Here is a 25,814-nt window from a genome sequence, read left to right on the forward strand (position 1 = left end):
GGTGAATAGGATCGGCGCGTGCTTCGTCCCACCTTTCCCATCGAGACCGAGCGCCTGACGCTGCGTCCGTTCCGAGAAGAGGACCTGGAGAGCCTCTACGCCTACCAATCCCTTCCCGAAGTGGCGCGCTTCCTGTATTGGGAGCCGCGGGACCGGGAGGAATCACGGTCGTTCCTGCGCGAGAAAATGGCCGCCGCGACCCTGGAGAAGGAGGGCGACTGGCTCGTGCTGGCGGTCGAGTGGCGCGAGACCGGCGAGCTGGTCGGCGAGGTCAATCTGCAGTGGCGCAGTCGCGAGCACCGGCAGGGCGAGATCGGCTACATCCTGAACCCGTCCTTCCACGGCAAGGGGTTCGCGACGGAGGCGGCCGCGGTGGTGCTGCGGCTGGGGTTCGAGGGCCTGGGCCTGCACCGGATCGTGGGCCGGCTGGACGGCCGCAACGCCGCGTCCGCGCGGGTGCTGGAGCGGCTCGGGATGCGGCGCGAGGCGCACCTGGTGCAGAACGAGATCGTCAAGGGCGAGTGGACCGACGAGATCATCTACGCGGTGCTGCGCGACGAGTGGGAGGCTCACCGCTCCGACGCCGCGGACGGTTCCGGCGGCGAGCCCGAGCGGGACTGACGGCGGTCCTAAGGGCGGTCCTGAGGGCGGGCCGGGCGCGGGCGGTCAGCGGCCCGCCTGCTCGTCCAGGAGGCGTGCGAGGTCGCGGACGTGCCCGCGCAGTTCGGCGGGCCTCCGGATCACGAACGGCCAGCCGAGGCCGGCGAGCATCCGCGCCATGCCGTCCAGGTGCTCGGCGCGGGTCGTCATCACCACTCCCCCGGCGGTCTCGGTGAGGGTGGCGACGGTGGCGGGGACCCGCCGGCGCGCCTGTTCGAGCGTGGTCTCCAGCAGCACCTCGACCTCGTGCGCGTACGGGACGCCGGCCAGCGACCGCGTCACGTGCTGGACGGGGTCGGCGCCGGCGGGGATCTCGTAGGCGGCGCTGCCGGTCGCGGCGCCGCTGGTGTCGGCGGAGGCGATCCGGTCGACGCGGAAGGTGCGGACCTCGCCGCTGAGGTGGTCGTGGCCGGTGGCGTACCAGCGTCCGGAATGGAACACCAGGCCGTAGGGGTCCAGGTCGCGTTCGGAGTCCGCGCCCTGCCAGGACCGGTACCGCAGCCGGACGCGGCGGCGTTCGCGGACGGCGGCGGCCAGGGTGAGCAGGACGCCGGTGGAGGGCGCGGCGGCGTCGCGGGCGGCGAGGGTGAACCCGAGGGTCTCGCGCAGCGCCTGGACGCGGTCGCGCAGCACGGCGGGCAGGACCCGCTGCACCTTCGCCAGCGCGCTCTCGGTGGCCTGTCCCGGCAGGCCGAGGCGGCGGCCGGCCAGCAGCCCGAGCACGACCGCGACCGCCTCGTCGTCGGTGAGCATCAGCGGCGGCAGCTTGTAGCCGGGCATCAGGCGGTAGCCGCCGTACCGGCCGCGTTCGGCGACGACGGGCACGCCGAGGTCGTCGAGCCGGGCGGCGTAGCGGCGGACGGTGCGCTCGTCGACGCCGAGCCGCCGCGCCAGGTCGGGCCCGGTCATGCGGTGGTGGGCCTGGAGCAGTTCGAGCATCGCCAGCACGCGGGTCGTCGGGTGGGACCGGCCGGGGTCCGGCGCCGGGTGTGACACGGGCCACTCCACTAATCCGGGCGGGTTATGTCCGGTATCGAGCCTAGCGTTGACCTCATCCACGAGGGAAAGGGCGCTGACATGGCGACGTTCGTATTGGTTCCGGGGTTCTGGCTGGGCGCGTGGGCGTGGGAGGAGGTGGCCGCGGGCCTGCGGGACGAGGGCCACGAGGCGCTCCCGGTGACGCTGACGGGGCTCGCCGAGCGGGCGGACGAGCTGACGCCGGAGGTGGGTCTGGACGCGCACATCGCCGACGTCGTCGGCGCCGTGGAGAGCGCCGGGCCGGGGCCGGTGGTCCTCGTCGCGCACAGCGGCGCGAACATGGCGGTCACCGGCGCCGCCGACCGACTCGTCGACCGCGTCTCGCGGGTGGTCTACGTCGACAGCGGTCCGATGCCGTCCGGGATGGCGGGGATCGACTTCCGCGCTCCCGACGACCGCGCGGAGCTGGAGAAGACCGTCGCCGAGGCGGGCGACGGCTGGACGATCCCGGTGCCGGCGTTCGACGCGGACACCGACCCGGTCAACCTCGCGGGCCTGAGCGCCGAGCGGCTCGCCGAGATGCGGCGGCGCGGCACTCCGCAGCCGTTCGCGACCGTGACGCAGCCGCTCCGGCGCCCCGAGCCGCTGCCGGGCACGCCGCGCACACTCGTCCTGTGCACGATCCCGCTCCCGGCCGTGCGGCAGATGGCCGGCAGCGGCAATCCGGTGTTCGCCATGATGACCGGGCCGGAGTGGACGTACCGCGAGCTGCCGACCGGGCACTGGCCGATGTTCTCCAAGCCGCGCGAGCTCGCCTCGCTGCTCGCCGAGTCCGCCGGTCCGGAGTCCGCCGGTCCCGAGTGAGGCCGGGGCGGGGTCAGGCGTCCTTGGGGGCGGCGGTGACCGGCGCGGCGCGGCGGCGGCCTTCGCGGGCGGTCGCGTCCGGCACGACCAGGACGCGGGCGGCGCAGGCCAGCAGCGTGCCGATCCCCCATCCGGCGAGCGCGTCGGTCGGCCAGTGGTAGCCGAGCGCGACGACGGCGACGGCGACCAGCGCGGCCAGGGTGTGCGCGGCGATCGTCCAGCCGCGCGAGGCGCCGGTCATCGCGGCGATGAACAGCAGGCAGGCGGCGGCGTTGGCGGAGTGTCCGGACGGGAACGACAGGTGCCCGGCGGCGAACAGCTCGTCCTCCCCGTACAGGGGTGCGGTCCGTGCGAACAGCACCTGCGCGGACCGCACGACGAGTTCGGTGCAGGCCAGCCACACGCCCGCGCGGATCAGCAGCGGGAGGCTGCGGCGCCGCCACGCGGCGGTGGCGGCGGTGATCCCGGCGAGGCCGCCGACGATCCAGTACTGGCCGCCGTTGACGATCGTCCGCCACGTCCAGTGCCAGGCGCCGGTGCGGGGCGGGAGGCCGCCGGAGAACACCCACTGGTCCAGGTGGCGCAGCGGTCCGTCGGCCAGCACGTCCAGGACGGCCGCGGCCGTGGCGAGGGCCGCGGCCGCCGCCAGTGCCCGGGGCCGCCGCCGGTCCGCGCGACCGCCCCCCGGCCGATGCGCCCGCATTCCTCGATCCTGCCCGATGCGCGGGACCCGTCACGCCGAGACCTGGCTCACACCCGGGGGCTCCGGGCGCCGTGAGCGGTCGTTCGGCGCCTCAATTGACCCGAGTGTCACCGGATGCTCACGGCACCGTCTGAATGACTCACTTATCTACAGTGGGGCGGAGTCTTCTTTGTTACTCCGGTCGGTAGATCATTTGGCGGGTCGGCGGCACACTCTGCGGAAGTCGCGCGGCCACGGGGGTCGGGCCTGTTCCGCAAGGTGAGCACATGACACCCTCTGTCCGCCGTCCGGTACTCACGGTCGTTCACTGGCGGCGTTCGGTGACGACGGCCGCCGCCACGGTACTGGTGGCCGGGATCGGCGCGGCGGGTGCCGGGGCGGCGCAGGCGGAATCGGCACCGGTGAAGGCGGACGACGGCGCTCGGATCACCCAGGAGACGAAGATCGCCGACCACGAGGTGGACGTCACCATCTCCTCCCCGGCGCTCGGCAAGTCGGTGAAGACCCGGATCCTGCTGCCCAGCGGCTGGTCGCGCGGCTCGGCGCGGACGTGGCCGGTGCTGTACGCCTTCCACGGCGGCCAGGACAACTACACCTCCTGGACGAAGAACACCGACATCGAGGCCTGGGCGGCCAAGTACGACGTCCTGGTCGTGATGCCGGAGGGCGAGAACGGCTCGTACACCGACTGGTACAACTACGGCAAGGGCGGGACCCCCAAGTGGGAGACCTTCCACACCGCCGAGGTGCGCCAGCTGATGGAGCGCAACTACGGCGCGGGCGCGGTCCGCGCGGCGATCGGCAACTCCTCCGGCGGGCAGGGCGCGTACAGCTACGCCGCCCGCCACCCGGGGCTGTTCAAGTACGTCGCCTCGCTGAGCGGCACGCTGTCGCTGCGGTCGGCGGGGATGCCGGCGATGCTGATGTTCACCAACGCCGGCAACGGGCAGGACCCGTTCGCGATCTGGGGCATCCCGTGGGCCGACGACGCCAACTGGGCGGCCCACGACCCGTACGCGCTGGCCGACAAGCTGCGCGGCACGCAGCTGTTCTTCTCCGCCGGGACGACCGGCAAGCCCGGTCCGGGCGACCCGAACGTCGCGCCGTGGGACATCGGCCTGCTGAGCGAGATCGCGGTCGGCGCGGACAACCAGGAGTTCAAGAAGCGCCTGGACGCGCTGAAGGTGCCCTACACCGCCGACATCTACGGCGACGGCCGCCACAACTGGCCCGCGTGGATCCGCGAGGCCACCAAGATCTGGCCGACGGTGATGAAGGCGATCGGCGCCAAGCAGGTGACCGTCACCGCGCGGCACCGCTGACCGTCGGGTCCCGGCCGCACGGGCCTTCATAGGTTCTGACGTGGGCGGGAACGCGCGGGGAGCAGAGGCTGAATACGGCCCGGTTCCGGGGACGACAGCGGTTGTCGTCCCCGGAACCGGGCCGTCGCCGTCGGACCCCAACCAGGGGCCGGTGCCGGCAGGTCAGTGCTGGTAGGTCAGCCCGTGGCCGAAGGGGTACAGGGCGGTGCCGGGGTCGTCGCGGGTGGGGATGGTGACGGGCAGCCTGCCCTGCGGGTCGATCTCGCCGAACAGGGTCTTGACGGCCGAGCGCAGCGCTTCGGCGGTGTAGGAGTAGGTGGCCAGGTAGGTGCGGGCCTCGGGGAAGTAGGCGATGTCGTAGGGGTCGCGGACGGCGATGACGACGACGGGTCTACCGGTGGCGACCAGCGCCTTGACGAGGTTCGCCTGGCCGGGGCCCTGGTGGCCGGGTTCGGTGCCGACGTCCCAGGCGCGGTTGGTGACGGCGACGACGAGGTCCTGGTCCCTGGCGGCGGCGACGGCGTCGTCGATCTGCGCGGGGGTGGGACTGAGGCCGGTGCTGCGGACTGTGGTGGCGGCGCCGTGCTCGGTGATGCCGGCGGCGAGGCCGGCGGTGGTGGAGGCGGTGCCCCATCCGGCGACGAGGACCCTGCGGGGGCCGGCCACCAGCGGGAGCACGCCGGCGTCGTTCTTGATCAGGGTGGTGGTGCGGTCCGCGGCGCGCTGCGCGGCGGCCAGGTGCTCCGGGGTGCCGACGGTCCGGCCGATCTTGGAGGTGTCGGCGTAGGGGCTGCGGAACAGGCCGCGCTTCTTCTTGAGGGCCAGGACCCGGTACACCGACGCGTCGAGGCGCCGTTCGCTGATCTCGCCGGTCCTGACGGCGTCGACGACGGCGGCGAGCTGGCGGGCGAACACGCCGTTGCCGGCGGCGTCGGCGGGTGGTTTGAGGAGCACGTCGGCACCGGCCTCGAGGGCGAGGACGGGGATGCGCTCGTCGCCGTACTTGTCGCGGACGCCCTGCATGTCCAGGGCGTCGGTGACGATGACGCCGCGGTAGTGCAGCTGGTCGCGCAGGATGCCGGTGAGGATCGGCTTGGACAGGGTGGCGGGGTCCTCGGAGGGGTCGAGGGCCGGCACGATGATGTGCGCGGTCATGATGGCCTCGACGCCGGCGGCGATCGCGGCGCGGAAGGGCGGCAGGTCGAGCTTCTCCCACTGGGCGCGGGTGTGGCCGATGCGGGGGACGCCGGTGTGGCTGTCGGTGGTGGTGTCGCCGTGCCCGGGGAAGTGCTTGGCGGTGGCGGTCACTCCCCCGGCGCGGTAGCCGCGCAGCTGCGCGGTGACCATGGACGACACCAGCGACGGGTCGGAGCCGAAGGAGCGGACGCCGATGACGGGGTTGGCGGGGTTGACGTTGACGTCCGCGTCGGGCGCGTAGTCCTGGTTGACGCCGATGGCGCGCAGTTCCCGCCCGGTGATGCGGGCGAGCGCGCCGGCGTCGCCGGTGCTGCGTCCGGCGGCCAGGGCCATGCTGCCGGGCGACTGGGTGGCGGGCGGCTGGACGCGCGCGACGATGCCGCCCTCCTGGTCGGTGGCGATGGTCTCGGGGATGCGGTGCGGCTGGGCCATCGCGGCGCGCTGGATGCCGTTGGAGAACCCGGCGAGCTGCACGGGGTCGTCGACGTTGTTGGCGTAGTAGATGAACCCGCCGGGGTGGTACCGGGCGACGATCTGCGCGGCGTTGTCGACTCCGTAGAGCTTCCGGTTGGCGGCGACGTCGGCGGGATCGGCGGTGTCGGCGCTCTTTCCGTAGACCTGCAGGACGAACAGCTGGGCGGCCTTGTCCTGCAGGCTCATCGAGCGCAGCAGCCGCATGAGCGCGGGGTCCTTGCCGGCGTCGCGTCCGGTGGTCTGGGCGTGGGCGGCGGGCGCGGTGAGCGCGGTGACGGCGAGCGCTCCGGCTGCCAGCCCGGCGATGGCGCGGCGGGCGCGGCCGGTGCCGGGCGGGCGCGGGGTGCGGGGCGCGCGGTCGGCGGGCCGGGGAGGACGGTGCGTGCGGGGCAGGTGCATGACGGCTCCCTCCGCCCCCGAGCTGCTATTTGATCAAGGTTCTGCTGGCACGCTAACCCGGCGGGCCGGGCTCGTCCACGGCAATGGTCGACGATGTGGTCCGGGTCCGTCCTGCCGCCGGTAAAGGCCGCCCGGCGACCGTCCCCGGGCGGTGCCGGGGCTCGGCGGCTCAGGGGCGGGTGATGAAGGCCAGGGCGGCGTCGGTGACGGCGGCGGGGTCGCGTCCGGCGTCGATGAGGCGGGCGGCGCCGTCGAGGGCGCCGAGGACGAGCGCGGCGGTGCCCTCGGGGTCGGGGTCGCCGCGGTCGGCGAGGGCCTCGCGCAGCGGCGCGACGAGCGCGCGCTGCTGCGCGGCGAGCCAGTCCAGGCATGCGGGGGGCAGCCCGGCGGCGGCGATGGCGTCGGTGACGCGGCGGTCGTCGCTGCGGGCGTACTCCAGATGGGCGCGGACGTAGGCGGCGATGCGGGCGGCGGGACCGCCCGATTCGGCGGCGGTGGTGGCGGCGCGCAGCCGGCCGGTCCAGTCGGCGAGGACGTCGGCGGCGAGCTGGGCGAGGATGTCGCCGGTGGAGGGGTAGTACTTGTAGACGCTGGAGCGGGCGAGGCCGGCGCGGGCGCCGACCGATGCCGGGGTCACCGCCTGCGCGCCGTCGGCGAGCAGGATGTCGCGGGCGGCGGCCTGCAGGGCGGTGTGCCTGCGGGCGCGGTGCTCGGCGACGGTCGGGGCGGTGATCCTCGGCATGCGGTCTCCTTCCGCGGCGGGGAGGTGCGGCCGCTGGTGCGGGTGCGGCTAGTTCATTCTGCCGTCCCGGATGCGCACGACGCGGTCGGCGGTGCCGAGCAGGCCCTCGTCGTGGGTGACCAGGACGGTGGCGGTGCCGCGCCGGTGGGCCTGCTCGGCCAGCAGCGCGACGATGTCGCGGGCGCGGTGCTGGTCGAGGGCGGCGGTGGGCTCGTCGGCCAGCAGCAGCGCGGGCCGGTTCATCAGGGCGCGGGCGATGCCGACGCGCTGGCGTTCGCCGCCCGACAGCTCGTGGGGGCGGCGGGACGCCTTGGTGGTCATCCCGACGGCGTCCAGCAGCTCGGCGGCGCGGTCGCGGTCCTCGCGGGTGACGCGTCCGGCCAGGTGCGCGACGAGCAGCAGCTGGTCGCGGGCGGTGAGGGAGGGCAGCAGGTTGGAGGCCTGGAAGACGTAGCCGATGCCGGTGCGGCGCAGCGCGGTGCGTTGCGCGGGGGTGGCGGCGGTGACGTCGGTGCCGCCGATGGCGACGGTGCCCTCGGTGGGGGCGATCAGCGCGCCGGCGACGGCGAGGAGGCTGGACTTGCCCGAGCCGGAGGGGCCGGCGACGGCGACGACCTCGCCGGGCCCGACGGTGAGGTCGACGCCGTCGAGGGCGGTGACGAGGGTGTCGCCGGAGCCGTAGCGCAGGGTGACGCCGGACAGGGTGAGCCCGGTGCGGGTCGCAGTGGCGGTCATCGGTGGCCTCCCAGGGCGGTGAGCGGGTCGACGGAGGTGACGCGGCGCAGGGTGGCGACGGTGCCGAGCACGCCGAGGACGATCAGCAGCCCGGCGGCGGTCGCCAGGGGCGCGGCCTCCAGGGCGATGGGGACGGTGCGGGACGCGGCGTGCAGCCCGGCGGTGAGGCCGACGCCGACGGCGGTGCCGACGGCGGTGGCCGACACCAGCACGACCAGCACCTGCGCGACGGCGTCGCGCACCAGGTACCAGGCGGATCCGCCGAGCGCCCGGACCAGGGCGATCTCCCCTCGGCGCTGGACGGTCCACACGACGAAGAACGCGGCGACGACCAGCATCGAGATCAGGTACAGGAACACCTTGATCAGGGTCATGGTGGCGGTCTCGGCGGCGAAGCCGGGCGAGGCGGAGTAGGACTTCTCCTTGGTGAGGACATGCGCGTCGCCGCCGCCGGCGACCGAGGGCGCGGCGTCCAGGGCGATCGCGGTGGCCTGGTGGTAGGCCTGCTCGGGCGGCGCGCCGGGCAGGCCGTAGTGGACGCGCTGCCAGGTGCGCAGCGGCGCGTAGACGACGGCGACGTGGGTGAAGGACCGGTCGCCGACGGTGCCGATGACGGGCAGCGCGGCGCCGCTGCGCTCGACCCGCAGGGTGTCGCCGATCCGGACGCCGTCGTCGGCGAGGCGGCTGGAGATCAGCACGCCGTCGGGGACGGAGCCGAGCGCGCGGCCGGTGGCGGGGCGGGGCGCGATGAAGGAGCCGGGGTCCATGCCGAACACGGCGATGTCGAGGTCCTGGCCGGTGCGGGCGTCCTTGGCGTGGGCGAGCTGGTTGCCGTAGGCGGCGGCCCTGCGGACGCCGGGCCGCGCCGCCCAGGCGGCGGCGTCGTCGGAGGAGACGGTGCTGCGCGAGTACAGGTCTCCCTCGACGCCGCGCTGGAAGGCGAAGTGGGTGACGGGCATGGCGCGCAGCGCGGACACGCCGTCGCGGACCAGCCCCGACGACAGGCCGGTGAGGACGGCGGCGAGCACCGAGATCAGTGCGATCACGGTGCCCATCAGCAGGAAGCGGCCGCGGGCGAACCGCAGGTCGCGGAGGGCGAGGAACACGGAGGGGCTCCGGGGATAGTTGGCGACACTGTGTCGCCAACCTTATGATGGCGACACGATGTCGCCAAAGCGGGGGGGGGTCACTTCCGGTGCCGGAGCCGCCCGAGCCACCGCCGCGCCCATCGCCGCGCCCACTGCGGTGCGCGCCGGGCGCGCCGGGCGCGCCGGGCCGGTGTCGTCCGGGTCAGCGGGTGCTCCTCCACCTCGTAGCGGCGGACGTAGGCGCCGGCGAACGCCTGCACGCTCGCGCCGAACGGCAGCGCCACCAGCACCCCGACCGGCCCGGCGACCGCCACCCCGGCCAGCACGAGCCCGAACGCGACCGCGGGGTGCATGTCCAGCGTCCGGGCGGTGATGCGGGGCTGCAGCAGGTAGTTCTCCACCTGCTGGTAGGCGATGATGAACAGCAGCGTCCACAGCGCCGTCGACGGCGAGCGGGTCAGCGCGATCAGCACCGGCACCGCGCCCGCCAGGTAGGTGCCGACCGCCGGGATGAACTGCGACACCACCCCCACCCACAGCGCCAGCGTCACCGCGTACGGCACTCCGAGGCCGGCGAGCGCGATGTAGTGCGCGACGGCGGAGATCAGCGCCAGCAGCGCGCGCGAGTAGATGTAGCCGCCGGTCTTGTCGATCGCGATCTCCCAGGCCCGCAGCACGGCGCGCTGCCGGTGCGGCGGCAGCAGCGAGCACACCGTCCGGCGCAGCTGCGGGCCCTGCGCCGACAGGTAGAAGGTGAACAGCAGCACCCCGAGCGCCTTGAAGACCACCCCGAACGCGGTGGTGCCGATCCCCCACACGTTCCGCGCGAGGCCCGACACGTGCCGCGACAGCGTGCCCGTCACCGTCGGGAGCCGCTGGAACAGGGTGTCGCGCGACAGGCGGGTGCCGAAGGTGGCGTTGATCCAGTCGATGACGTGCCGGACGTAGCCGGGGAACCCGTTGATCAGATGGCTGCTCTGGGTGGCCAGCAGCGACCCGATGCCGCCGACGAACCCGGCGAGCAGCACGGCGATCACCACGAACATCAGCGCGGTGGCGGCGCCGCGCCGCCATCCGCGGGCGGCCAGCCGGTTGACCGCGGGCTCGATCGCGAACGCCAGGAACAGCGAGACCAGCACGAGCAGCAGCAGGCCGCGCAGCCGTGCCAGCAGCCACAGCAGCGCCAGGAACGCCAGCGTGATCACCCAGGCGAGCGCGAACGCCCGGGGCAGCCACGGCGGCATCCGCCGCGGGCCGGGCCCGCCGGCCCCGGCCGGAGCCGTCCCCGGCGGCACCGGCGGTCCGGGAGGCGCGGGCTGTGCGGGCTGTGCGGGCGCCGGGGGCGGCGCGTCGGGCGGGACGTCGGCGGGCTCGTACGCGGGCCTGTCGCCGGGCGTCTGCGGCATGGCCGCACGCTAACCGCGCGCGTGGCCCGTCCCCGGCCGCACGCGCCGCCTTTGCCGAGACTTCAGCCGCCGCCCATGCCGGGCCGCGGTGCTCACGGGACGGGCGGGCAAAGAAAGGTCGACTCTGCCTTGCCCCGCGATCCGGATAGCGGCGCGCGTGCACGGGAACGCCCCGCGGGACGCACCGACACATCTGGGGGTTCACGGCATGGCGTTCGTCACGACGCGCGACGGCAACGAGATCTACTACAAGGACTGGGGTTCGGGAGCCCCGGTGGTGTTCATCCACGGATGGCCGCTGAACGCCGACGCGTGGGAGGACCAGATGAAGGCGGTGGCCGACGCCGGGTACCGCGGCATCGCCCACGACCGGCGCGGGCACGGCCGCTCGTCGCAGCCGTGGGACGGCTACGACTTCGACACCTTCGCCGACGACCTCGCCGACCTGCTCGGCGCCCTCGATCTGCGGGACGTCACGCTGGTGGCGCACTCGATGGGCGGCGGGGAGCTGGCCCGCTACATCGGCCGGCACGGCACGGGGCGGGTCGCCAAGGCCGTGCTGCTGTCGGCGATCCCGCCGCTGATGCTGCGGACCGACGCCAATCCCGAGGGCGTCCCGGCGCAGGTGTTCGAGGACATCAAGGCCGGGATCCTGAAGGAGCGGTCGCAGTTCTGGAAGGACAGCTCGGAGGCGTTCTTCGGCGCGAACCGCCCGGGCAACAAGGTGACGCAGGGCAACCGGGACGCGTTCTGGTTCATGGCGATGCACGAGAGCATCAAGGCGGGCGTGGACTGCACGACGGCGTTCGCGGAGACCGACTTCACCGAGGACCTGAAGAAGTTCGACGTGCCGACGCTGGTCGTGCACGGCGACGACGACCAGATCGTCCCGATCGACGCGACCGGCCGCAAGTCCGCGCAGATCATTCCGGACGCGACGCTGAAGGTCTACGAGGGCGGGTCGCACGGCATCGCGATGGTGCCGGGCGACAAGGAGCGCTTCAACCGGGACCTGCTGGAGTTCCTGGCCGCCTGAGCCCTCCGCCTCCGCCGCGGAGCCCGTGCCCGTCCGGGCGCGGGCGCCCGTGCCCGGGACGGGCACGGGCGGGCGTCAGCGGGCGGGGGCGACGAACTCCGGCTGGTCGAGGACGCGGAGCCAGCTGCCGTCGGGCTGGCGGCGGGCGACCTGCGCGCGGGCGCCGGCGCCGTCCTTGGGCGGGGTGGAGGTGAGCGCGAGGTCGCCGCTGACGAGGGTGGGAAGCGGCTCCTCGGGCTCGAAGTGCGGGCGTCCGGCGAGCACCTTCTCCCACAGGGCGCGGATCGCGTCGCGGCCGACGGTCCGCGAGCCGGGCGGGTAGGCCAGCACGGCGTCCTCCTCGTAGAGCGCGGCGACCCCGGCGGCGTCGCCGGCGTTGGAGCGCTCGACGAACAGGCGGGTGATGTCCTCGGGGCGCATGGCCTTCTCGTCCATGGTGTCCTCCCTGGTCGGCCGGTGTTTCACCTCCCATGCTGGTCGCTCGCCGTACAGAAGTCCAAAAGATAGTTCTTCTGAACATCAGAAGCTCTGCTTATGCTCTCGGTGGGCCGGGACGGGGTCTCCCGTGCGGCATGGGCCGCCGCCGGTGCCGCACGGTGCGGCAGGATGTGGCGGTATGGGGCAGATCTTCAGTCATCAGCTGCGGGTGCGGTACAGCGAGTGCGACCAGCAGGGCGTGGTGTTCAACGGCCACTACCTGTTCTTCTACGACGTGGCGCTCACGGAGTTCTGGCGGGCGGCGGTGTGCGGGCCGGACGAGATGGTGGGCGCGGGCTACGACCTGGTGGTGGCGGAGGCGCGGATCCGGTACCGGGAGGGCGCGCGGTTCGACGACCTGGTGGACGTGGAGATGCCGGTCGCGCATCTGGGCACGACGAGCATGGTGGTGCGTCCGCGGTTCGTGGTGGGCGGGCGGCTGATGGCCGACGGCGAGGTCCGGCACGTGTTCGTCGACCCGCGCTCCAAGTCCAAGCGGGAGATGCCGGGGGACGTGCGGGCGGCGCTCGCGCCCTACCTGGAGGAGACGGGACAGGCGGCCGGCACCGGGTCAGGTTCTTGATCGCTTTGCGACGTGTCGAGCGTCGTGCGAGATCCGAACTTGGAATCCGGGTTCACGCCTGACGGGTCCGGCTCAGTTCCCGTGGGTCCGATTCAACTGGGTGGGGGGCGCCCGGGGCAACCCCTTTTCCTGGGCAGTCCCGGGCGGGGCGGTGGTCAGCGGGCGAACAGGGAGGCGTAGACGGCGCGGTCGCCGTCGGTGACGACCTGCCCGGCCAGGTGCGGGCCGGTGACGGTGGACAGCCGCAGGTCCAGGTAGCGCTCCTCCTCCCGCACCTGGACGGGGTCGTGGAGTTCGGCGGGGCAGGCGGCGGCGAGCCGGCCGGCGATGTCGGTGAGGCGGGCGGCGCGGTCGCGGTCCAGGGCGGCGCGCAGTTCGGTGAGGGTGCCGGCGTCGTAGGGGACGGCGGGCGCGGGTGCGGGTTCGGCGCGCCAGGCGGCGACGCCGTAGGCGAAGCAGGCCAGGGCGGGCCACATCTCGGCGAAGTACCGCGGGTCGGGGCAGATCTCCAGGCCGGCGAAGCGTCCGGCGACCAGGAACAGCGCGCCGACCTGTCCGGGCTGGGGTTCCAGGCGGCTCTGGAACTGGGTGAGGACGGGCCGCTTGCGGGACAGGATCTGCTCGAGGTGGCCGCGGCGGGGCAGCCCGCAGCGGTGGTTGAGCTCGGCGATGTCGTCCCACAGCTTGGCGTAGCCGTGGACGTCGCGCAGTTGCAGGGCGCGGGCGCGCAGCTCGCCGGGGAGCACGAAGAACCACTGGTCGCGTCCGGTGAGGTAGCCGCCCTGGGTCTGCTGGACGCAGCAGGCGTCCTCGAACAGCAGCTTCTGGCCGGGGGCGAGGAACGCCGACCGGCACAGCGCGTGGTTCTGGGCGGCGTCCTGGACGTAGCCGATGTGCAGCGGGACGATCGCGACGCCGTCGGAGGCGCCGTTGCGCAGTTCGAGGCGTCCGTAGCCGGTGACGCGCGACAGCTTCAGCCCGGTGCGGGGCGGGACGAAGCCGGGGCGGGCGGGGCCGGAGACCGGCACCATGGTGAGCGCGCCGGCCTGCTGCGGGGTGCCGAGGCGGTGCCCGGCGAGGCTGAGCGGGCCGGGCAGCAGGGTGTCGAGCGCCGTCATCTCGGTCATGCGGTGCTCCTTTCGTTCGTGGCGGCCGAGGGCCGCTCCCCGGGAAGGCGCGCGGGCGGCCGCGGAGGGCGGCGTGCGGGGCCGTGCGGGGCCGTGCGCGGCCGTGCGCGGCCTTTCGGGGAGGTGGTCGGGCCGGGGGGCGGTTCAGGCGGCGAGGGCGGCGGTGAGGTCGGCCGCCTGCCGGTCCAGGGCGTCTAGGCGGTCGTGCAGGGCGGCGCGCAGCCAGGGGCGGCCCGCGGGGCAGTGCGCGAACATCCAGGGCAGCAGGGCGGTGAAGTCGTCCTGGTGCCAGAACCCGCGCTGCGGCAGGGACGGGGCGGGGCGGCGCAGGGTCAGGTCGTCGGCGGCGGTGAACAGGGCGTGGCAGAACACCACGGGGGTGGTGACGCCCGCGCGCGGGAGGGTGGCGACGACGCGGGCGAGGTCGCCGGGGAACCGGTTCTCGTAGCCGTCGGAGACGACGGCGACCAGGTCGGGGCCGGTGCCGAGGGCGTCCAGGACGCCGGTGGCGAGGTCGGTGGCGCCGCGGGGGGCGCGTTCGTCGCCGCCGACCTCGACGACCTCGAGCCGGTCGCAGACCCGCGACAGCAGCATCCGCAGCGCGGCGGCCTGCGACAGCACGGCCCATTCGCGTTCGCCGTAGCCGCGCATGGACGCCGAGGCGTCCAGGACGAGCGCGACGGTCCCGGGGAAGCGGGGGAAGGGGCGGGCGGCGTCGTCGACGTAGCGGCCGAGGGCGGCGTACAGGTCCTCGGCGGGTCCGCCCCGGTACAGGTGGACGAGGGTGGCGGCGATGTCGCCGCGGTTCGTGGCGGTGACGGTCGGGGGCGGTTCGCGGGCGGTGTCGAGGGTGAGGGCGGGCTCGTCGGGCAGCGCCCGCGCCGTGCCGCTCGCGGTTCCGGTGCCTGTCGCGGTGCTCGTCGTGGTGCCGGTTCCGGTGAGGCGGGCGGCGGTGCCGGTGGGCGGTGCGGCGTAGAGGGCCTGGACGCGGGCGGGCGCGGCGGCGGGGACGGCGAGGAAGCGCAGCAGGCGGCGCCGCAGGTAGTCCGAGGCGGTGTCGCCGTCCTCGATGCGGCGGGCGCAGCCGCGGGCGGCGGTCTTGCCGAGCGCGTGCTCGAAGCAGTCGAGCAGGGCGGGGCGGCGGGCCGCGATGAGGGCGTCGGCGTCGGGGTGCTCCAGCACGAAGCGCAGCACGGTGCGGGTGGTGTGCTTGTGGTTGGCGCGCAGCCGGCGCAGCGCGAGCAGGACGGTGATGACGTGCGCGGGCGGCAGCGCCAGCGTCAGGACGCGGGCGAGGCGCGCGAGGGTGTCGCGGGTGGCGCCGTCGAGACCGGCCTGGGAGGCGGCGAGGGTCTGCAGCAGGACGCGGGCGCGCTGCCAGGGCAGCGCGCCGGGGGCGAGGGCCAGCAGCGCGTAGTGCTCGGGGCCGGCGGCGTGGGCGGCGCGGTGCAGGTCCGCGTCGTCCCAGCGCAGGGTGCCGCCCCGGGGCAGGGTCAGCGGGGTGTCGTGGGTCTGCAGGTGGGCAAGGAACGTGGGGGTGTCCATGATTGATCGCCTCCGCAATCATGGATTTTAGGAACGCCGCGGAGTGCGTTGACACTCATTTTTCCGGCGAGCGCGGCGAGCGGGTGCCGCGCTGGGCGTCCTCGCCGGGCCGCCGACCCGGGCCCGTGCCGGTTCCCGGATCGGTTCCGGGGGTGGTCGCGGGGGTGTCGGCGGGGCCGGGTCTGGGGGCGTAGTCGCCGATGCCGTGCTCCAGCATGCCGAAGGCGCGGGCGGCGGAGGCGTAGACGTCGTCGCGCATCTCGTGGAGGGTCTCACCGGCGCGTTTGCGGGCGGCGATCTCCTCGATGAGGACGCCCTGGGCGGCGTAGATCATCGCGGCGGCGACGCGGGGGGTGATGTCGTCGGGGCCGGCGCCGGTCTCCTCGGCGAGGACGCCTGCGAGGGCGTCCTTGAGCCGCTCGCCGAGTTCGCGCATGCGGGCGGTGAGGGCGGGGCTGTCGCGGACGGTCTTCAGCCAGACCTCCGAGCCCTCGTGGAAGGCGGTCCGATAGTCGCCCTCGTCCAGGCCCTCGAAGAAGCGGCGGCGGAACACCGCGACGACGCCCTCGCCGGGGCGGCGGTCGCGGAACGCCTGCCCGGCGGCCTCGATCAGCTCGCCCTGGCGGTCGAAGAACAGGTCCTCCTTGGTCTTGAAGTAGTTGAAGACCGTGTTGACCGACACGTCGGCGGTGCGGGCGACGTCGGCGACGGTGACGTTGTCGAAGCCGCGCGTGATGAACAGCCCGGTGGCGATGTCGGCGATGCGGCGGCGGGTCTCGCGCTTCTTGCGCTCGCGCAGCCCCGGACCGGGCCCGGGCCGCCGGTCGATCTCCTTGCCCATGCCCGGGATCCTACCTTCGCTGGTATGACTAAAAAATTGGTGTGACTGAAAAATTGTGGTTACTCTACTGCGCGAGTCGTTCCCCCATCGGAGGTCATCGTGATCGAGGCACGCGGGCTCGCCCGCACCTTCACCGGCAAGCACGGGACGGTCGAGGCCGTGCGCGGCGTGGACCTGTCCGTGGCGCCCGGCGAGATCGTCGGGTTCCTCGGCCCCAACGGCGCCGGGAAGACCACCACGCTGCGGATGCTGACGACGCTGCTGGCGCCGACCGCGGGCACCGCGACGGTCGCGGGGCGCGACCTGCGCACCGATCCGGGCGGGGTGCGGCGCCGGATCGGCTACGTCGCGCAGGGCGGCGGCACCGACCCGTCGGTCCCGGCCGGCGAGGAGCTGGATCTGCAGGCCCGCCTGTACGGCGTGCGGGACCGCGGCGAGCGGATCGGCGAGCTGTGCGCGCGGTTGGACCTGGAGGGGCTGCGGGGGCGGCCGTGCGGGGCGCTGTCGGGCGGTCAGCGGCGGCGGCTGGACATCGCGCTCGGGCTGGTGCACCGGCCGCCGCTGCTGTTCCTGGACGAGCCGACGACGGGCCTGGACCCGCAGAGCCGCGGGAACCTGTGGGAGCACGTCCGCTCGCTGCGCGCCGAGGACGGCACGACGGTGTTCCTGACGACGCACTACCTGGACGAGGCGGACGCGCTGTGCGACCGGCTGCTGATCATCGACCGGGGCCGGATCGTCGCCGCGGGCACGCCCGCGGAGCTGAAGCGCCGCGTCGCGGGCGACGTGGTCACGCTCGAGTTCGCCGATCCGTCGGGCGGCGCGCCGGCGCGCGAGGCGCTGTCGCGGCATCCGTCGGTGCGGGAGGCGGTGGTGGCCGGCGACGGCGTGCGGCTGACGGTGGAGGACGGCGAGAGGCAGCTGATGAGCCTGGTGCGGGCGCTGGACGCCGCGGGGGTGGAGCTGGCGTCGCTGAACCTGGCCCGTCCGAGCCTGGACGACGTGTTCCTCACCGTCACCGGCCGTTCCCTGCGCGACGCCGCCTGACCGGCGGCGATCCATTCCCGAGAAGAGAAGGAGCACTGCGATGTCCTTGGCACGGACCGCCGCCGACACCCGCCTGGTGTTCGGCCGGTATCTGCGGCAGACGCTGCGCAGCAAGGTCGCGGTGGTGTTCGGCGCGATGCAGCCGCTGCTGTACCTGGTGCTGTTCGGGCCGCTGCTGTCGCGGCTGGTGGACGTGCGCGGTTTCGGCGCCGGCAACGCCTGGCAGGTGTTCGTGCCGGGCGTGCTGATCCAGCTGGCGCTGTTCGGCGCCGGGTTCGTCGGGTTCGGGCTGATCGGGGAGCTGCGGTCGGGGGTGGTGGAGCGGCTGCGGGTGACGCCGGTGAGCCGGACCGCGCTGCTGCTGGGCCGGGTGCTGCGCGACACCGTCATCGTGGCGGCGCAGGCGGTGATGCTGGTGGCGGTCGGGCTGGCGCTCGGGCTGCGGGCGCCGGCGGGCGGCATCGCGGTCGGGCTGCTGTTCGTGGTGTCGCTCGCGGTCGCGATCGCGTCGCTGTCGTACGTGCTGGCGATGCGGACGCGCAGCGAGGACGCGTTCGCGCCGCTGCTGTCGGCGGTGACGCTGCCGCTGCTGCTGCTGTCGGGGATCCTGCTGCCGATGAGCCTGGCGCCGGGCTGGCTGGACGCGGTGTCGCGGTGCACGCCGTTCCGGTACGTGGTGGACGCGGCGCGGGCGGCGTTCCTCGGCGACTACGCGACGGCGGCGGTCGCCGAGGGCGCGCTGGTCGCGGTGGTGCTGCTGGTGGTGTCGGTGTGGCTGGGGGCCCGCCGGTTCCGCGCGGAGAACGCCTGACCCGCGCCGCGGTGCCCGCGCCCCGGGCGGCCTCCGGTCAGCGCGGGGCGTCGGCGGGCCGGGCCTGGGGCGCCGCGCCGCCACCGGTCGCGGTTCCGGCGGCGGTTCCGGTCGCGGCGGGCGTGTCCGCCGCGACCGGGCGGTCGGGCGGGACGGCGGCGCGCTGGGCGATGTAGGCACCGGTGAGGACGATCGCGCCGCCGGCCAGCTGCACGGGGGTGAGGCGCTCGCCGAGCGCCGCCCAGGCGATGAGGGTGGCGGCGACCGCCTCGGTGTAGCAGATGGCGCCGCCGACCTGCGCCGACAGCCGGTGCAGGCCGGCGATCCCGGTCAGGTAGGCCAGCACGGTGCTGACCAGCGCGATCCAGGCGACCAGCGCCCAGCCGGGCGCGGTGCGCCCGGCGACGGGGACGGCGTCGCCGAGCACCCGCCACGGCAGCGCCCACGGCGCGGCGAGGGCGGCGAGCGCGGCCGCGGCGACGACGCTGCCGGCGGTGGTGATGACCAGCGGGTCGACGCGTCCGGCGAGCCGGTCGACGAGCAGGAAGTAGGACGCCTGGCAGGCGGCGGCACCGAGCCCGGCGGCCAGCCCGAGCGGGTCCAGGCTGAGGCCCGTCCACACCTGGACGACCAGGGCGAGGCCCGCCATGGCGACCGCGACGCCCGCGGCGGCGGTGCGGTGCACGGGCGCGCGGCGCACCAGCCGCAGCCACACCAGCACCATGACCGGCCCGGTGAACTCCAGCAGGATCGCCACGCCGACGGGCAGCCGGGACGCGGCGAGGTAGTAGCAGGCCTGGCAACCGGCGACGCCGGTCAGCCCGTAGGCCGCCAGCCGCCCGAGGTGGGGCCGCAGTTGCGCGCGCAGGGAGCGGGCGCGGCGGCGGGCCCGCGCGGCGCACACGATCGGGACCAGCGCGAGCGCCGACACGGTGATGCGCAGCCACACCGCCTGCAGCGGGTCCAGGCCGCCTTCGATGAGCGCCTTGCCGAACGGCCCGGACGCGCCGAAGCACACCGAGGAGAACACCGCCAGCGCGACTCCCTGGGCGCGGGTGCGCGCCGCCGCGTCGACGCCCATCGCCGCGCCTCCCCTCGACCGTTCAGGAGCATCGTGTCATAACGCTCATTACATGGGGAGGGCGGAGCGCGACCGACAGAACACGACATGCCGGACACTCCGCCGGGGAGGACTACTATTCGCCGGGTGAGCTGGCAGGGGGCCGGGGCGGGACCCGGCGGGACGGGAGGCGGCCCGGGCGGGGACCTGTTCGCGGCGGTCGAGGGCAACGTGCGCGAACTGGTCGCCTCCCCGTGGTGGCGGACCGCCCAGGCGCAGGACCGGGCCGGGCAGATCGCCGCGCGGATGCTGTGGGGCGCCGGGGAATGGTGGCTGTTCGGCGCGTGGGGGCGCTGGTACCGGTGCGGCCTGGACGGCGCCTGGCACCCCTGCCCTCCCCCGCCCGACCCCGCCGACCGCGGCGTCGCCGTCCCGGCGCCGCGCGGCGCCGGGACCCCGCCCGTCCCGCCGCAGCTGTACCCGACCGGCCCCGACCTGTCGGCCGGGCGCGTCGCGCCGCTGGGGTTCCTCGGGCCCGTCCCCGACACCGCGGTCGTCGCGCGGATCTCCCAGGCCATCACCACCGCGCTCGCGGTCGACCCGCAGCAGTTCGCCCAGCGCGACCCGATGTTCCAGCCGGGCACGCCCAGCACCATCGCCGCCGCGTGGGGCGCGCTGCTGTGGTGCGCGGGCTCACCGGTGGTGCTGACCGAGCACCCGCTGATCGAGTCGTTCATCCCGTTCCTGACCACCTCCGCCGACCAGCTGCACTGGATGATGCCGCCCGACTTCGGCACCCTGGCCGGCTACTACGTCCACCGGCTCGGCGCCGGCGACGGCGGCGGCGCCGCGCACATCGCGCGGGTGATGTACGAGGTCGCGGCGGGCCTGCAGGCCGACCCGCGGTTCCGGCCCGGCGCCGACGCGCTCGCCGCGGTGACGGCGGCGTCGCTGCGGATGGTCAACCAGGACATGGCGACCGTCCGGTACGGGCCGGAGGCGATCGTGCAGGAGTGGCGGCGCCGCTGCCCCGCCGAGTTCGCCACGCCGATGGTCCGCGACACCGCGCCCGGCGAGTACCTGCGCCTGGCCCTGTACGACCTGGAGCAGATCGTGCACGGGCTGACCGGGCCGCGCCCGGGGCCGGGCGGCCGCAGCCACGACGAGGTCCGCCGCGCGGGGATCGCGGTGCTGGCCGCCGACCTGCAGGCCGCGCCGGGCGCGCTGCCGGCGCTGCAGCGCTGGCTGGACCCCGACAGCGCCCGCACGCTGCAAGCGGTGCTGAGCGACCCGGCCAACCCGCTGCGCGCGCTGTGGCCGCGCGACGGGCGGCTGCCGGACGCGCTGCGCCGCGACGACCCCGACGCGCTCGCCGCGCTGCTGGCCACCACCTACACGGTCGGGCTGACGTGGTGCCGGCTGGCGCAGGTGCCGCCGCCGGCGTCGGGGTTCGCGGTGCCGCAGGCGGTCGCGGCGGAGCTGACGTCGCCCGCGATGCACTCGCCGCCGTCCACCGACGAGCTGTCGGCGTGGGACATCATCAAGGCGGCCCGCGCGCACATGGCCGCCGAGCGGGCGTCCTCGGGCGAGGACCGGGCCGTCGCGCCGGTCCCGGAGCCCGCGCAGGAGGCTCCGGGGCCGCCGCCGGCCGTGGCGCCGATGGAGCCGCCGTCGGCCCCGCCGATGCCCCCGCCGATGCCCCCGCCCATGTCCCCGCCGGTATCCCCGGCGGTGTCGCCGCCTGCGGCGCATGGGGCCGACCCGTCGGTCCCGCCGCCGTCGCCTCCGCCGTCTCCCGCGCCGTCTCCGGCGGTGCACGGGGAACGGCAGGCGCCGGTGAACCCGCTGGCCTCCGACGTCCCGCCCCCGCGGATCGCGCCGCCTCCTCCCCCGCCGCCCGCCGCGCCGGAACCCGAGGCGCGCGCCGCGGCGCGGCAGGAGCCGGCACCGGACCCCGCACCGGCGCCCCTGCCTGCGCCGGCTCCCGCTCCGGCGGAGGAGCCGCGGTGGCCGTCGGAGCCCCCGCGGGACGGGGCGGGCGAGCCGGTGTGGCCGTCGGAGCCCGGGCCGCCGGCCGTGCACGCCCCGGCGACGCAGCTGGACACCGACGCGTTCCGCACCAAGCTCGACCAGGGCCCGGCGTGGCCGGGAGCGCCGGTACCGCCGGCCCCGCCCGTCCGGCAGCCCGTCCAGCGGCCCGCCGACGCACCGGCCGCGCCTGCGGCGGTTCCGCCGGCGGCGCCGCACGCGGACCTGCCGCCGCCTCCGGTGCCGGTGCCCGAGCCGGTCCCGCCGGCGCCGCCCGCGCCGGTGCCGGAGTCGGCGCCGCAGGTCGCCGAGGCGTACGGGATCCGGTTCCTGTGCGGCGCCGACGACATCGGCCGGGTGGTGACGGAGGTGCGGCGGCGCGGCAAGTGGGCGCGGCGGCTGCGCGGGCAGGAGGTGTCGAGCGCGTCGGCGCCGGCGCTGCTGCTGATCGGCGCGCCGTCCAGCGGCCAGCGGCGGCTGGCGCGGATGGTGGCGCGGGCGCTGGCGGAGGTGGAGGCCTCCAGCGGCGAGGTCCGCTCGGTGCACGCCGAGGACCTGCGCGACGCGGGCCCGGACGGGCTGCGGGCGGCGCTGGAGGAGCACGCCGGGCATGTGCTGCTGCTGGACGGCCTGGACGGGCTGATCCTGGACGAGGCGCAGGGCGCGGCGTACGCGTCGGTGCTGTACCGGACGCGGCTGGAGGGCGTCAACGACACCGCGCTGCTGGGCACCTGCGAGCCGGACCGGGTCGGGGAGCTGTCGGCGGCGTCGCCGGAGCTGGTGACCGATCTGCGGGCGGTGCGGCTGCCGGATCTGGCCGACGGGCGGGCGCGGGCGGCGCTGATCGGGCTGCTGGCCGAGGAGCGGTCGCTGCGGCTGGGCTCGGACGCCTGGGCGGTGGTGGAGCGGGAGGCGGCCACGCTGCGCCCGCGCGGCCGGCTGACGGGCGCGCGGCTGGTGGAGGCGTATCTGGACCGGGCCGCGACGCGCCATCTGGGCAGCGCGGAGGCGACGCAGGCGATCGGCAGCGCGCTGACGCTGACGGCGGCGGACTTCGCGGGGCTGGCGGCCGAGCTGTCGGGCCGCTGACCCGCCGCGCCGCCGCCCCGTCCCGCCGCGTCACCTCGGCGGCCCGGGCGGGCGGTGCCCGCGGGATCGCCTGTGCCGTAAGGGTTACAGGCGTCTTCGCGGCCGCATATTGTCGGCGGCGGCGGTCACGATGGGTGTGTGGAGCATGCCGATCGCGTGGACCGGCTCCTGGCGCTGGTCGCGGAGCTGCGCGCCGCCTCGCCCGATCCTCTGGAGCCGCGGGAGCTGGCCGCGCGGCTGGGGGTCAGCGAGCGGACGGTGCGCCGCGACCTGGAGCTGCTGACGCACGGCGGGTTGGAGGTCCGGCAGCTCGGCCGCCGCGGCTATGTGCTGGAGGGGCCGGCGGAGCCGGAGCCGGAGCCGCTGAGCGAGGTCGCGTCGCTGATGGGCCCGGTCCGCGACACCGTCGCCGAGGCGGTGCGGCGGCGCCGGATCGTGCGGCTCGCCTACACCGACCGGTCGGGCGCGCGCAGCTTCCGGGACGTGGAGGCGCACGGGCTGGTCACCGCCCCGTACGGGGAGTACCTGGTGGGGTGGTGCCTGAAGCGGGACGGGCCGCGGATGTTCCGGCTGGACCGGGTGGGCGCGGCGGTGCTGTCGGGGCGCGGCGCGGACGTGCGGGATCTGGACGGGCTGCTGGCGGCGCTGCGGGTGCCGATGCCGCGTCCGGCGGCGGACGCGGGGAGGCGCGGCCCGGCGGGTGCGGCGCGGGCCCGGGCGTGGACCCTGGACCGGTTGGAGTTCGTGCGGGCGCGGCTGCGGGAGGCGGCCGCGGAGGCGCGCGGCGGCGGGCGGGGCGCGGCGGCGCTGCGGGGGGTGCTGGGGCATCTGGCGGAGTGGACGCGCTGGCAGCTGGCGGCGATCCGGGCGGCGGCGACCGGCGAGGAGCTGGTGCTGGAGGGGCGGCGCCCGCCGTTCCCGGCCGCGTTCGACCGGGAGCTGCCCTACGACGCGCGGGAGCGGATGATCCAGGACGCGATGGCGCTGCGGTCTCTGGGTGATCTGGTGCGGGATCTGAACCAGGTGCTGGAGGCGGTGGCGCACTGGGCGGCCGACTGCGACGACGCGCTGTGGGAGGGCGAGCTGCCCGACCCTCGCCCGTACGGGCCGCCGGGTCCGCCGCGTCCGCTGGCGGATCTGCTGGCGGGGTGGCGGGGGCCGCTGGCGCACATCGAGTGGCATCTGGACCGGCTCACCGACGAGCCGCCGGAGCCGCCGTCGCAGGACGAGGAGGACGTCTGGGTGGTGGACCGCTGCCCCCTGCAGGCCTGACCCCGACGGCTGCGCGCGTCCCGTGCGGCCGGACCGGACCGGTCAGGTGGTGGTCTTCGCGCGTTGGGTGTCCTTCTTGGCGCGGTTGCCGCAGGTGTTCATGGAGCACCAGCGGCGGGTTCCGGGGCGGGAGGTGTCCAGGAACAGGGCGCCGCAGTCGGCGCCGGCGCAGGCGCGCACGCGGCCCAGGGCCGGGGAGGTGACCAGGTCGAGGGCGTCGCGGGCCACGACCGCGAGCAGGGCGGCGACGGGGTCGGCGGCGTGGTGGCGCAGGTGCCCGGCGGCGTCGAGGGCGGGGACGGGGACGGGCCGTGCGGCGGCGGTGTTGACCTGGTCGCGGGCGGCGGGGTCGCAGGCGGCGGGTCCGGCGGCGCGGGCGGTGGTGACGAGCCGGTGGTGCCCGTGCGCTCGTCCCCCGACACCCCCTCCCCGGCCCCTTCCGCCGGCGGGGGGTTGAGCCGCGGGCTGACCTGGTTCCTGGCGGCGGCGGGCGGCGCGGCGGGGATGGCGGCGCTGGTGGCGGGGATGCTGCTGCTGGACGCGGCGGTGCAGGCCGGTCAGGTCGCCAACCAGGCGCGCATCTTCGCGTTGCGGCCGCAGGCGCGCGCCCGGCTCAACACCGCGTACATGACGTGCTCGTTCCTGGGCGGTAGCGCGGGGTCGTGGCTGGGGGTGCGCGCGTACGAGTGGTTCGGCTGGCGGGGGGGGTGTGCGGTCTGGCCGCGGTGCTGGCGGTGGTGGTGCTGGCGCGGCACGTGCTGCGGCGCCGTCCCGTCCCGGCGCTCGCGGCCGGTGTGGAGCCGGAGGCGGATGCCGCGCCGGGAGTGGACGGGCCGGTGGGCGGTGCGGTCAGCGGCGGGCCGGCGGGGCGTGGGTCGCGGGCGTCGTCGCGGTGATCGGGGTCGCGGTGATGGTGCGTTCGAGGTGCGGGCGGCCGGCAGGGTGGACGGTGCGGGTGAACCAGACGGTCTTGCCGGTGGGGTGGGGGCGAGAGCCGAACCCGGTGGCGAGCGCGGTGACGAGCAGCAGGCCGCGGCCGGCCTCGGCCCAGTCGAGGACGGGGGGCGCGGGCCGCGCTCCGCTGGGTGCGGCGGGGTCGGCGTCGCCGACCTCGCCGGTGAGGCGGGCGCCGTCCAGGCGCAGGTCGAGGCGGACGGGGCCGGTGCCGTGCACGACCGCGTTGGTGACCAGTTCGTCGACCATGAGGACGATGTCGTCGACGTCGCCGGGGTCGGTGACGTGCCAGGCGTCCAGGGCCTGTGCGGTGAGGGCGCGTGCGCGGGCGGCGGCGCGCGGCTCGGCGGGCAGTTCCCAGGACGCGGCGCGGTGCTCCCCTTGGAGTGCCTCGGGGGATGGTTCGCGCGGGTCCTGGAGCGGTGGGCGCTGCTCCCCTGCTGCGGCGCCCTGTCCGTTGCCCGCTGCGGCGCCGTTGACCGCTGCGATCTTCTGCCCGTTGGTTCGCCCGTTGGTTGGCGGGGCGGTGTGCCCGCCGGCGGCGGGGTCGATGATGTCGATGCTGCGTTCGCCTGCGGCGTCCGCACCGGTGCTCGCGGCGCCGGCGTCGTTCCCCTCGGGTTCCACTTCCCCGTCTCCTCACCGTACGGCGGTGTGCGCGGGCCGGTGGCGCCCGCCGGGTGTTCCCCGTCCCGGCGGCCGGTTCCGGCGTTCTCCGCGTCGGTTCATCTTCAGGGACGCATCGGGCGCGGGGGCGGTGCACGGGCGCAGGCAACCCTCACCCGCGGGTGAGGTGATGGTGGACACGCGGGCGGCCCCGGTGGAGTGAGCAGGGCCCGATTGCCGTTATGGTGGGTGGCGTCGGTGTGGAATGTGTCCCCCGGGCTCTACACAACGCCTTCGGGGAATACCGCCGGTCCGTACGGGCCGGGCTGGAACTCCGTTGTGCCTTTCGCCGTGAGGCGACCACCACACCGGCCTGAGCGCCGAGGCCCCGGCGAGATCTCTCTCGCCGGGGCCTCGGCGTTCGCCGTCTCGGGGCGGGGTTCGGGGCGGCGGTGGAGCCCGCGGGTGGTCAGGGGTTACGGCGTGGGCGGCGGGCCTGCCGCACGGGTGCGGAGTGCCCGGGCGGAGGGCGGCCAGGGCGGGTGGCGGGGCGGGTCACTGCAGAAGGACGGCGGCGATCGCGGCTCCGACGGCCGCCAGGACGACGACGGCCGCGATCGCGGTCGCGGTGATCACGCGGGCGCGGCGGCCGCGGGGGGTGCCGAGCCGTGCGAGGCGGCCGGCCAGCCGCGGGTCGTCCTCGCTCAGGCGGACCTCGATCTGGGTGAGGATCCGCTGTTCCTCCATCGACAGCGCCATGCTCAATACCT

At 75.5% G+C, this 25,814-nt stretch carries 24 protein-coding genes; 9 read left to right on the top strand and 15 right to left on the bottom strand.

Annotated features, from left to right (window positions below):
• Positions 1–18: 18 nt before the first annotated feature.
• Complete coding sequence (locus J4557_RS31370) at positions 19–621, top strand: GNAT family N-acetyltransferase (RefSeq protein ID WP_208270373.1); 603 nt, start codon at positions 19–21, stop codon at positions 619–621.
• A gap of 45 nt (positions 622–666) precedes the next feature.
• Here the strand turns inward: J4557_RS31370 and J4557_RS31375 are convergent, their stop codons facing one another.
• Positions 667–1,656, bottom strand: coding sequence for a helix-turn-helix transcriptional regulator (locus tag J4557_RS31375; protein ID WP_307800312.1), 990 nt, complete (start codon positions 1,654–1,656; stop codon positions 667–669).
• Positions 1,657–1,737: 81 nt separating this feature from the next.
• Here J4557_RS31375 and J4557_RS31380 point away from each other — a divergent pair, with 81 nt between their 5' ends.
• A complete protein-coding gene (locus J4557_RS31380; RefSeq protein ID WP_208270374.1) occupies positions 1,738–2,502 on the top strand; it encodes an alpha/beta fold hydrolase in 765 nt (254 codons plus the stop codon).
• A 13-nt stretch (positions 2,503–2,515) separates the two neighbouring features.
• On the opposite strand, the gene J4557_RS31385 is transcribed toward J4557_RS31380, so the two are convergent.
• Positions 2,516–3,205, bottom strand: coding sequence for a phosphatase PAP2 family protein (locus J4557_RS31385; RefSeq protein WP_208270375.1), 690 nt, complete (start codon positions 3,203–3,205; stop codon positions 2,516–2,518).
• A gap of 266 nt (positions 3,206–3,471) precedes the next feature.
• On the opposite strand from J4557_RS31385, the gene J4557_RS31390 reads away from it, so the two are divergent.
• Complete coding sequence (locus tag J4557_RS31390; protein WP_208270376.1) at positions 3,472–4,527, top strand: alpha/beta hydrolase; 1,056 nt, start codon at positions 3,472–3,474, stop codon at positions 4,525–4,527.
• A 162-nt stretch (positions 4,528–4,689) separates the two neighbouring features.
• Here J4557_RS31390 and J4557_RS31395 read toward each other — a convergent pair whose 3' ends face one another.
• The 5 genes from J4557_RS31395 to J4557_RS31415 all read right to left on the bottom strand — a co-directional run bounded on the left by J4557_RS31395 (position 4,690) and on the right by J4557_RS31415 (position 10,568).
• Positions 4,690–6,597 carry a glycoside hydrolase family 3 protein gene (locus J4557_RS31395; RefSeq protein ID WP_208270377.1) on the bottom strand — a complete coding sequence of 636 codons (1,908 nt, stop codon included), beginning with the start codon at positions 6,595–6,597 and terminating at the stop codon, positions 4,690–4,692.
• 169 nt (positions 6,598–6,766) lie between these two features.
• The gene (locus tag J4557_RS31400; RefSeq protein WP_208270378.1) at positions 6,767–7,339 is read right to left on the bottom strand and encodes a TetR/AcrR family transcriptional regulator; all 573 of its coding nucleotides are present in this window, start codon (positions 7,337–7,339) and stop codon (positions 6,767–6,769) included.
• Positions 7,340–7,387: 48 nt separating this feature from the next.
• On the bottom strand, positions 7,388–8,074 hold the full coding sequence (locus J4557_RS31405) for an ABC transporter ATP-binding protein (RefSeq protein WP_208270379.1): 687 nt from the start codon (positions 8,072–8,074) through the stop codon (positions 7,388–7,390).
• On the bottom strand, positions 8,071–9,180 hold the full coding sequence (locus J4557_RS31410) for an ABC transporter permease (protein WP_208270380.1): 1,110 nt from the start codon (positions 9,178–9,180) through the stop codon (positions 8,071–8,073). Before J4557_RS31410 ends, J4557_RS31405 begins: the two co-directional genes overlap by 4 nt.
• 80 nt (positions 9,181–9,260) lie before the next feature.
• Positions 9,261–10,568: an AI-2E family transporter gene (locus tag J4557_RS31415; protein WP_208270381.1), complete on the bottom strand. Its 1,308-nt coding sequence runs from the start codon at positions 10,566–10,568 to the stop codon at positions 9,261–9,263.
• Positions 10,569–10,776: 208 nt separating this feature from the next.
• Between J4557_RS31415 and J4557_RS31420 the strand changes: the two genes are divergently transcribed.
• Entirely contained in the window at positions 10,777–11,604 is an 828-nt protein-coding gene (locus J4557_RS31420) for an alpha/beta fold hydrolase (protein WP_208270382.1), read from the top strand.
• A gap of 75 nt (positions 11,605–11,679) precedes the next feature.
• On the opposite strand, the gene J4557_RS31425 is transcribed toward J4557_RS31420, so the two are convergent.
• Complete coding sequence (locus tag J4557_RS31425) at positions 11,680–12,039, bottom strand: YybH family protein (RefSeq protein ID WP_208270383.1); 360 nt, start codon at positions 12,037–12,039, stop codon at positions 11,680–11,682.
• A gap of 181 nt (positions 12,040–12,220) precedes the next feature.
• Between J4557_RS31425 and J4557_RS31430 the strand changes: the two genes are divergently transcribed.
• A complete protein-coding gene (locus J4557_RS31430) occupies positions 12,221–12,664 on the top strand; it encodes an acyl-CoA thioesterase (RefSeq protein WP_190856620.1) in 444 nt (147 codons plus the stop codon).
• 155 nt (positions 12,665–12,819) lie between these two features.
• Here J4557_RS31430 and J4557_RS31435 read toward each other — a convergent pair whose 3' ends face one another.
• The 3 genes from J4557_RS31435 to J4557_RS31445 form a co-directional block, all read right to left on the bottom strand.
• A complete protein-coding gene (locus J4557_RS31435) occupies positions 12,820–13,791 on the bottom strand; it encodes an ARPP-1 family domain-containing protein (protein WP_208270384.1) in 972 nt (323 codons plus the stop codon).
• Between the two features lie 144 nt (positions 13,792–13,935).
• Entirely contained in the window at positions 13,936–15,336 is a 1,401-nt protein-coding gene (locus J4557_RS31440) for a VWA domain-containing protein (protein ID WP_208270385.1), read from the bottom strand.
• Positions 15,337–15,391: 55 nt separating this feature from the next.
• Positions 15,392–16,177: a TetR/AcrR family transcriptional regulator gene (locus tag J4557_RS31445; protein ID WP_208270386.1), complete on the bottom strand. Its 786-nt coding sequence runs from the start codon at positions 16,175–16,177 to the stop codon at positions 15,392–15,394.
• 99 nt (positions 16,178–16,276) lie between these two features.
• Here J4557_RS31445 and J4557_RS31450 point away from each other — a divergent pair, with 99 nt between their 5' ends.
• Positions 16,277–17,224, top strand: a complete 948-nt coding sequence (locus J4557_RS31450) for an ATP-binding cassette domain-containing protein (protein WP_208270387.1) — start codon at positions 16,277–16,279, stop codon at positions 17,222–17,224.
• Between the two features lie 40 nt (positions 17,225–17,264).
• A complete protein-coding gene (locus tag J4557_RS31455; protein WP_208270388.1) occupies positions 17,265–18,035 on the top strand; it encodes an ABC transporter permease in 771 nt (256 codons plus the stop codon).
• 37 nt (positions 18,036–18,072) lie between these two features.
• Here J4557_RS31455 and J4557_RS31460 read toward each other — a convergent pair whose 3' ends face one another.
• Positions 18,073–19,116, bottom strand: coding sequence for an EamA family transporter (locus J4557_RS31460; RefSeq protein WP_208270389.1), 1,044 nt, complete (start codon positions 19,114–19,116; stop codon positions 18,073–18,075).
• Between the two features lie 126 nt (positions 19,117–19,242).
• On the opposite strand from J4557_RS31460, the gene J4557_RS31465 reads away from it, so the two are divergent.
• Both J4557_RS31465 and J4557_RS31470 read left to right on the top strand, forming a co-directional pair.
• Entirely contained in the window at positions 19,243–22,212 is a 2,970-nt protein-coding gene (locus J4557_RS31465; protein WP_208270390.1) for a hypothetical protein, read from the top strand.
• A gap of 138 nt (positions 22,213–22,350) precedes the next feature.
• Positions 22,351–23,484, top strand: a complete 1,134-nt coding sequence (locus tag J4557_RS31470; RefSeq protein ID WP_208270391.1) for a helix-turn-helix transcriptional regulator — start codon at positions 22,351–22,353, stop codon at positions 23,482–23,484.
• A gap of 42 nt (positions 23,485–23,526) precedes the next feature.
• On the opposite strand, the gene J4557_RS49975 is transcribed toward J4557_RS31470, so the two are convergent.
• From J4557_RS49975 to J4557_RS31485, 3 genes are all read right to left on the bottom strand, one after another.
• Positions 23,527–23,712 carry a CGNR zinc finger domain-containing protein gene (locus J4557_RS49975; protein WP_307800313.1) on the bottom strand — a complete coding sequence of 62 codons (186 nt, stop codon included), beginning with the start codon at positions 23,710–23,712 and terminating at the stop codon, positions 23,527–23,529.
• A gap of 621 nt (positions 23,713–24,333) precedes the next feature.
• The gene (locus tag J4557_RS51800) at positions 24,334–25,065 is read right to left on the bottom strand and encodes an ATP-binding protein (RefSeq protein ID WP_208270392.1); all 732 of its coding nucleotides are present in this window, start codon (positions 25,063–25,065) and stop codon (positions 24,334–24,336) included.
• 534 nt (positions 25,066–25,599) lie between these two features.
• Positions 25,600–25,803: a DUF3040 domain-containing protein gene (locus tag J4557_RS31485; RefSeq protein ID WP_208270393.1), complete on the bottom strand. Its 204-nt coding sequence runs from the start codon at positions 25,801–25,803 to the stop codon at positions 25,600–25,602.
• Positions 25,804–25,814 lie beyond the last annotated feature (11 nt).

The sequence above is a fragment of the Actinomadura nitritigenes genome (assembly GCF_017573545.1).
Lineage (GTDB): Bacteria > Actinomycetota > Actinomycetes > Streptosporangiales > Streptosporangiaceae > Spirillospora > Spirillospora nitritigenes.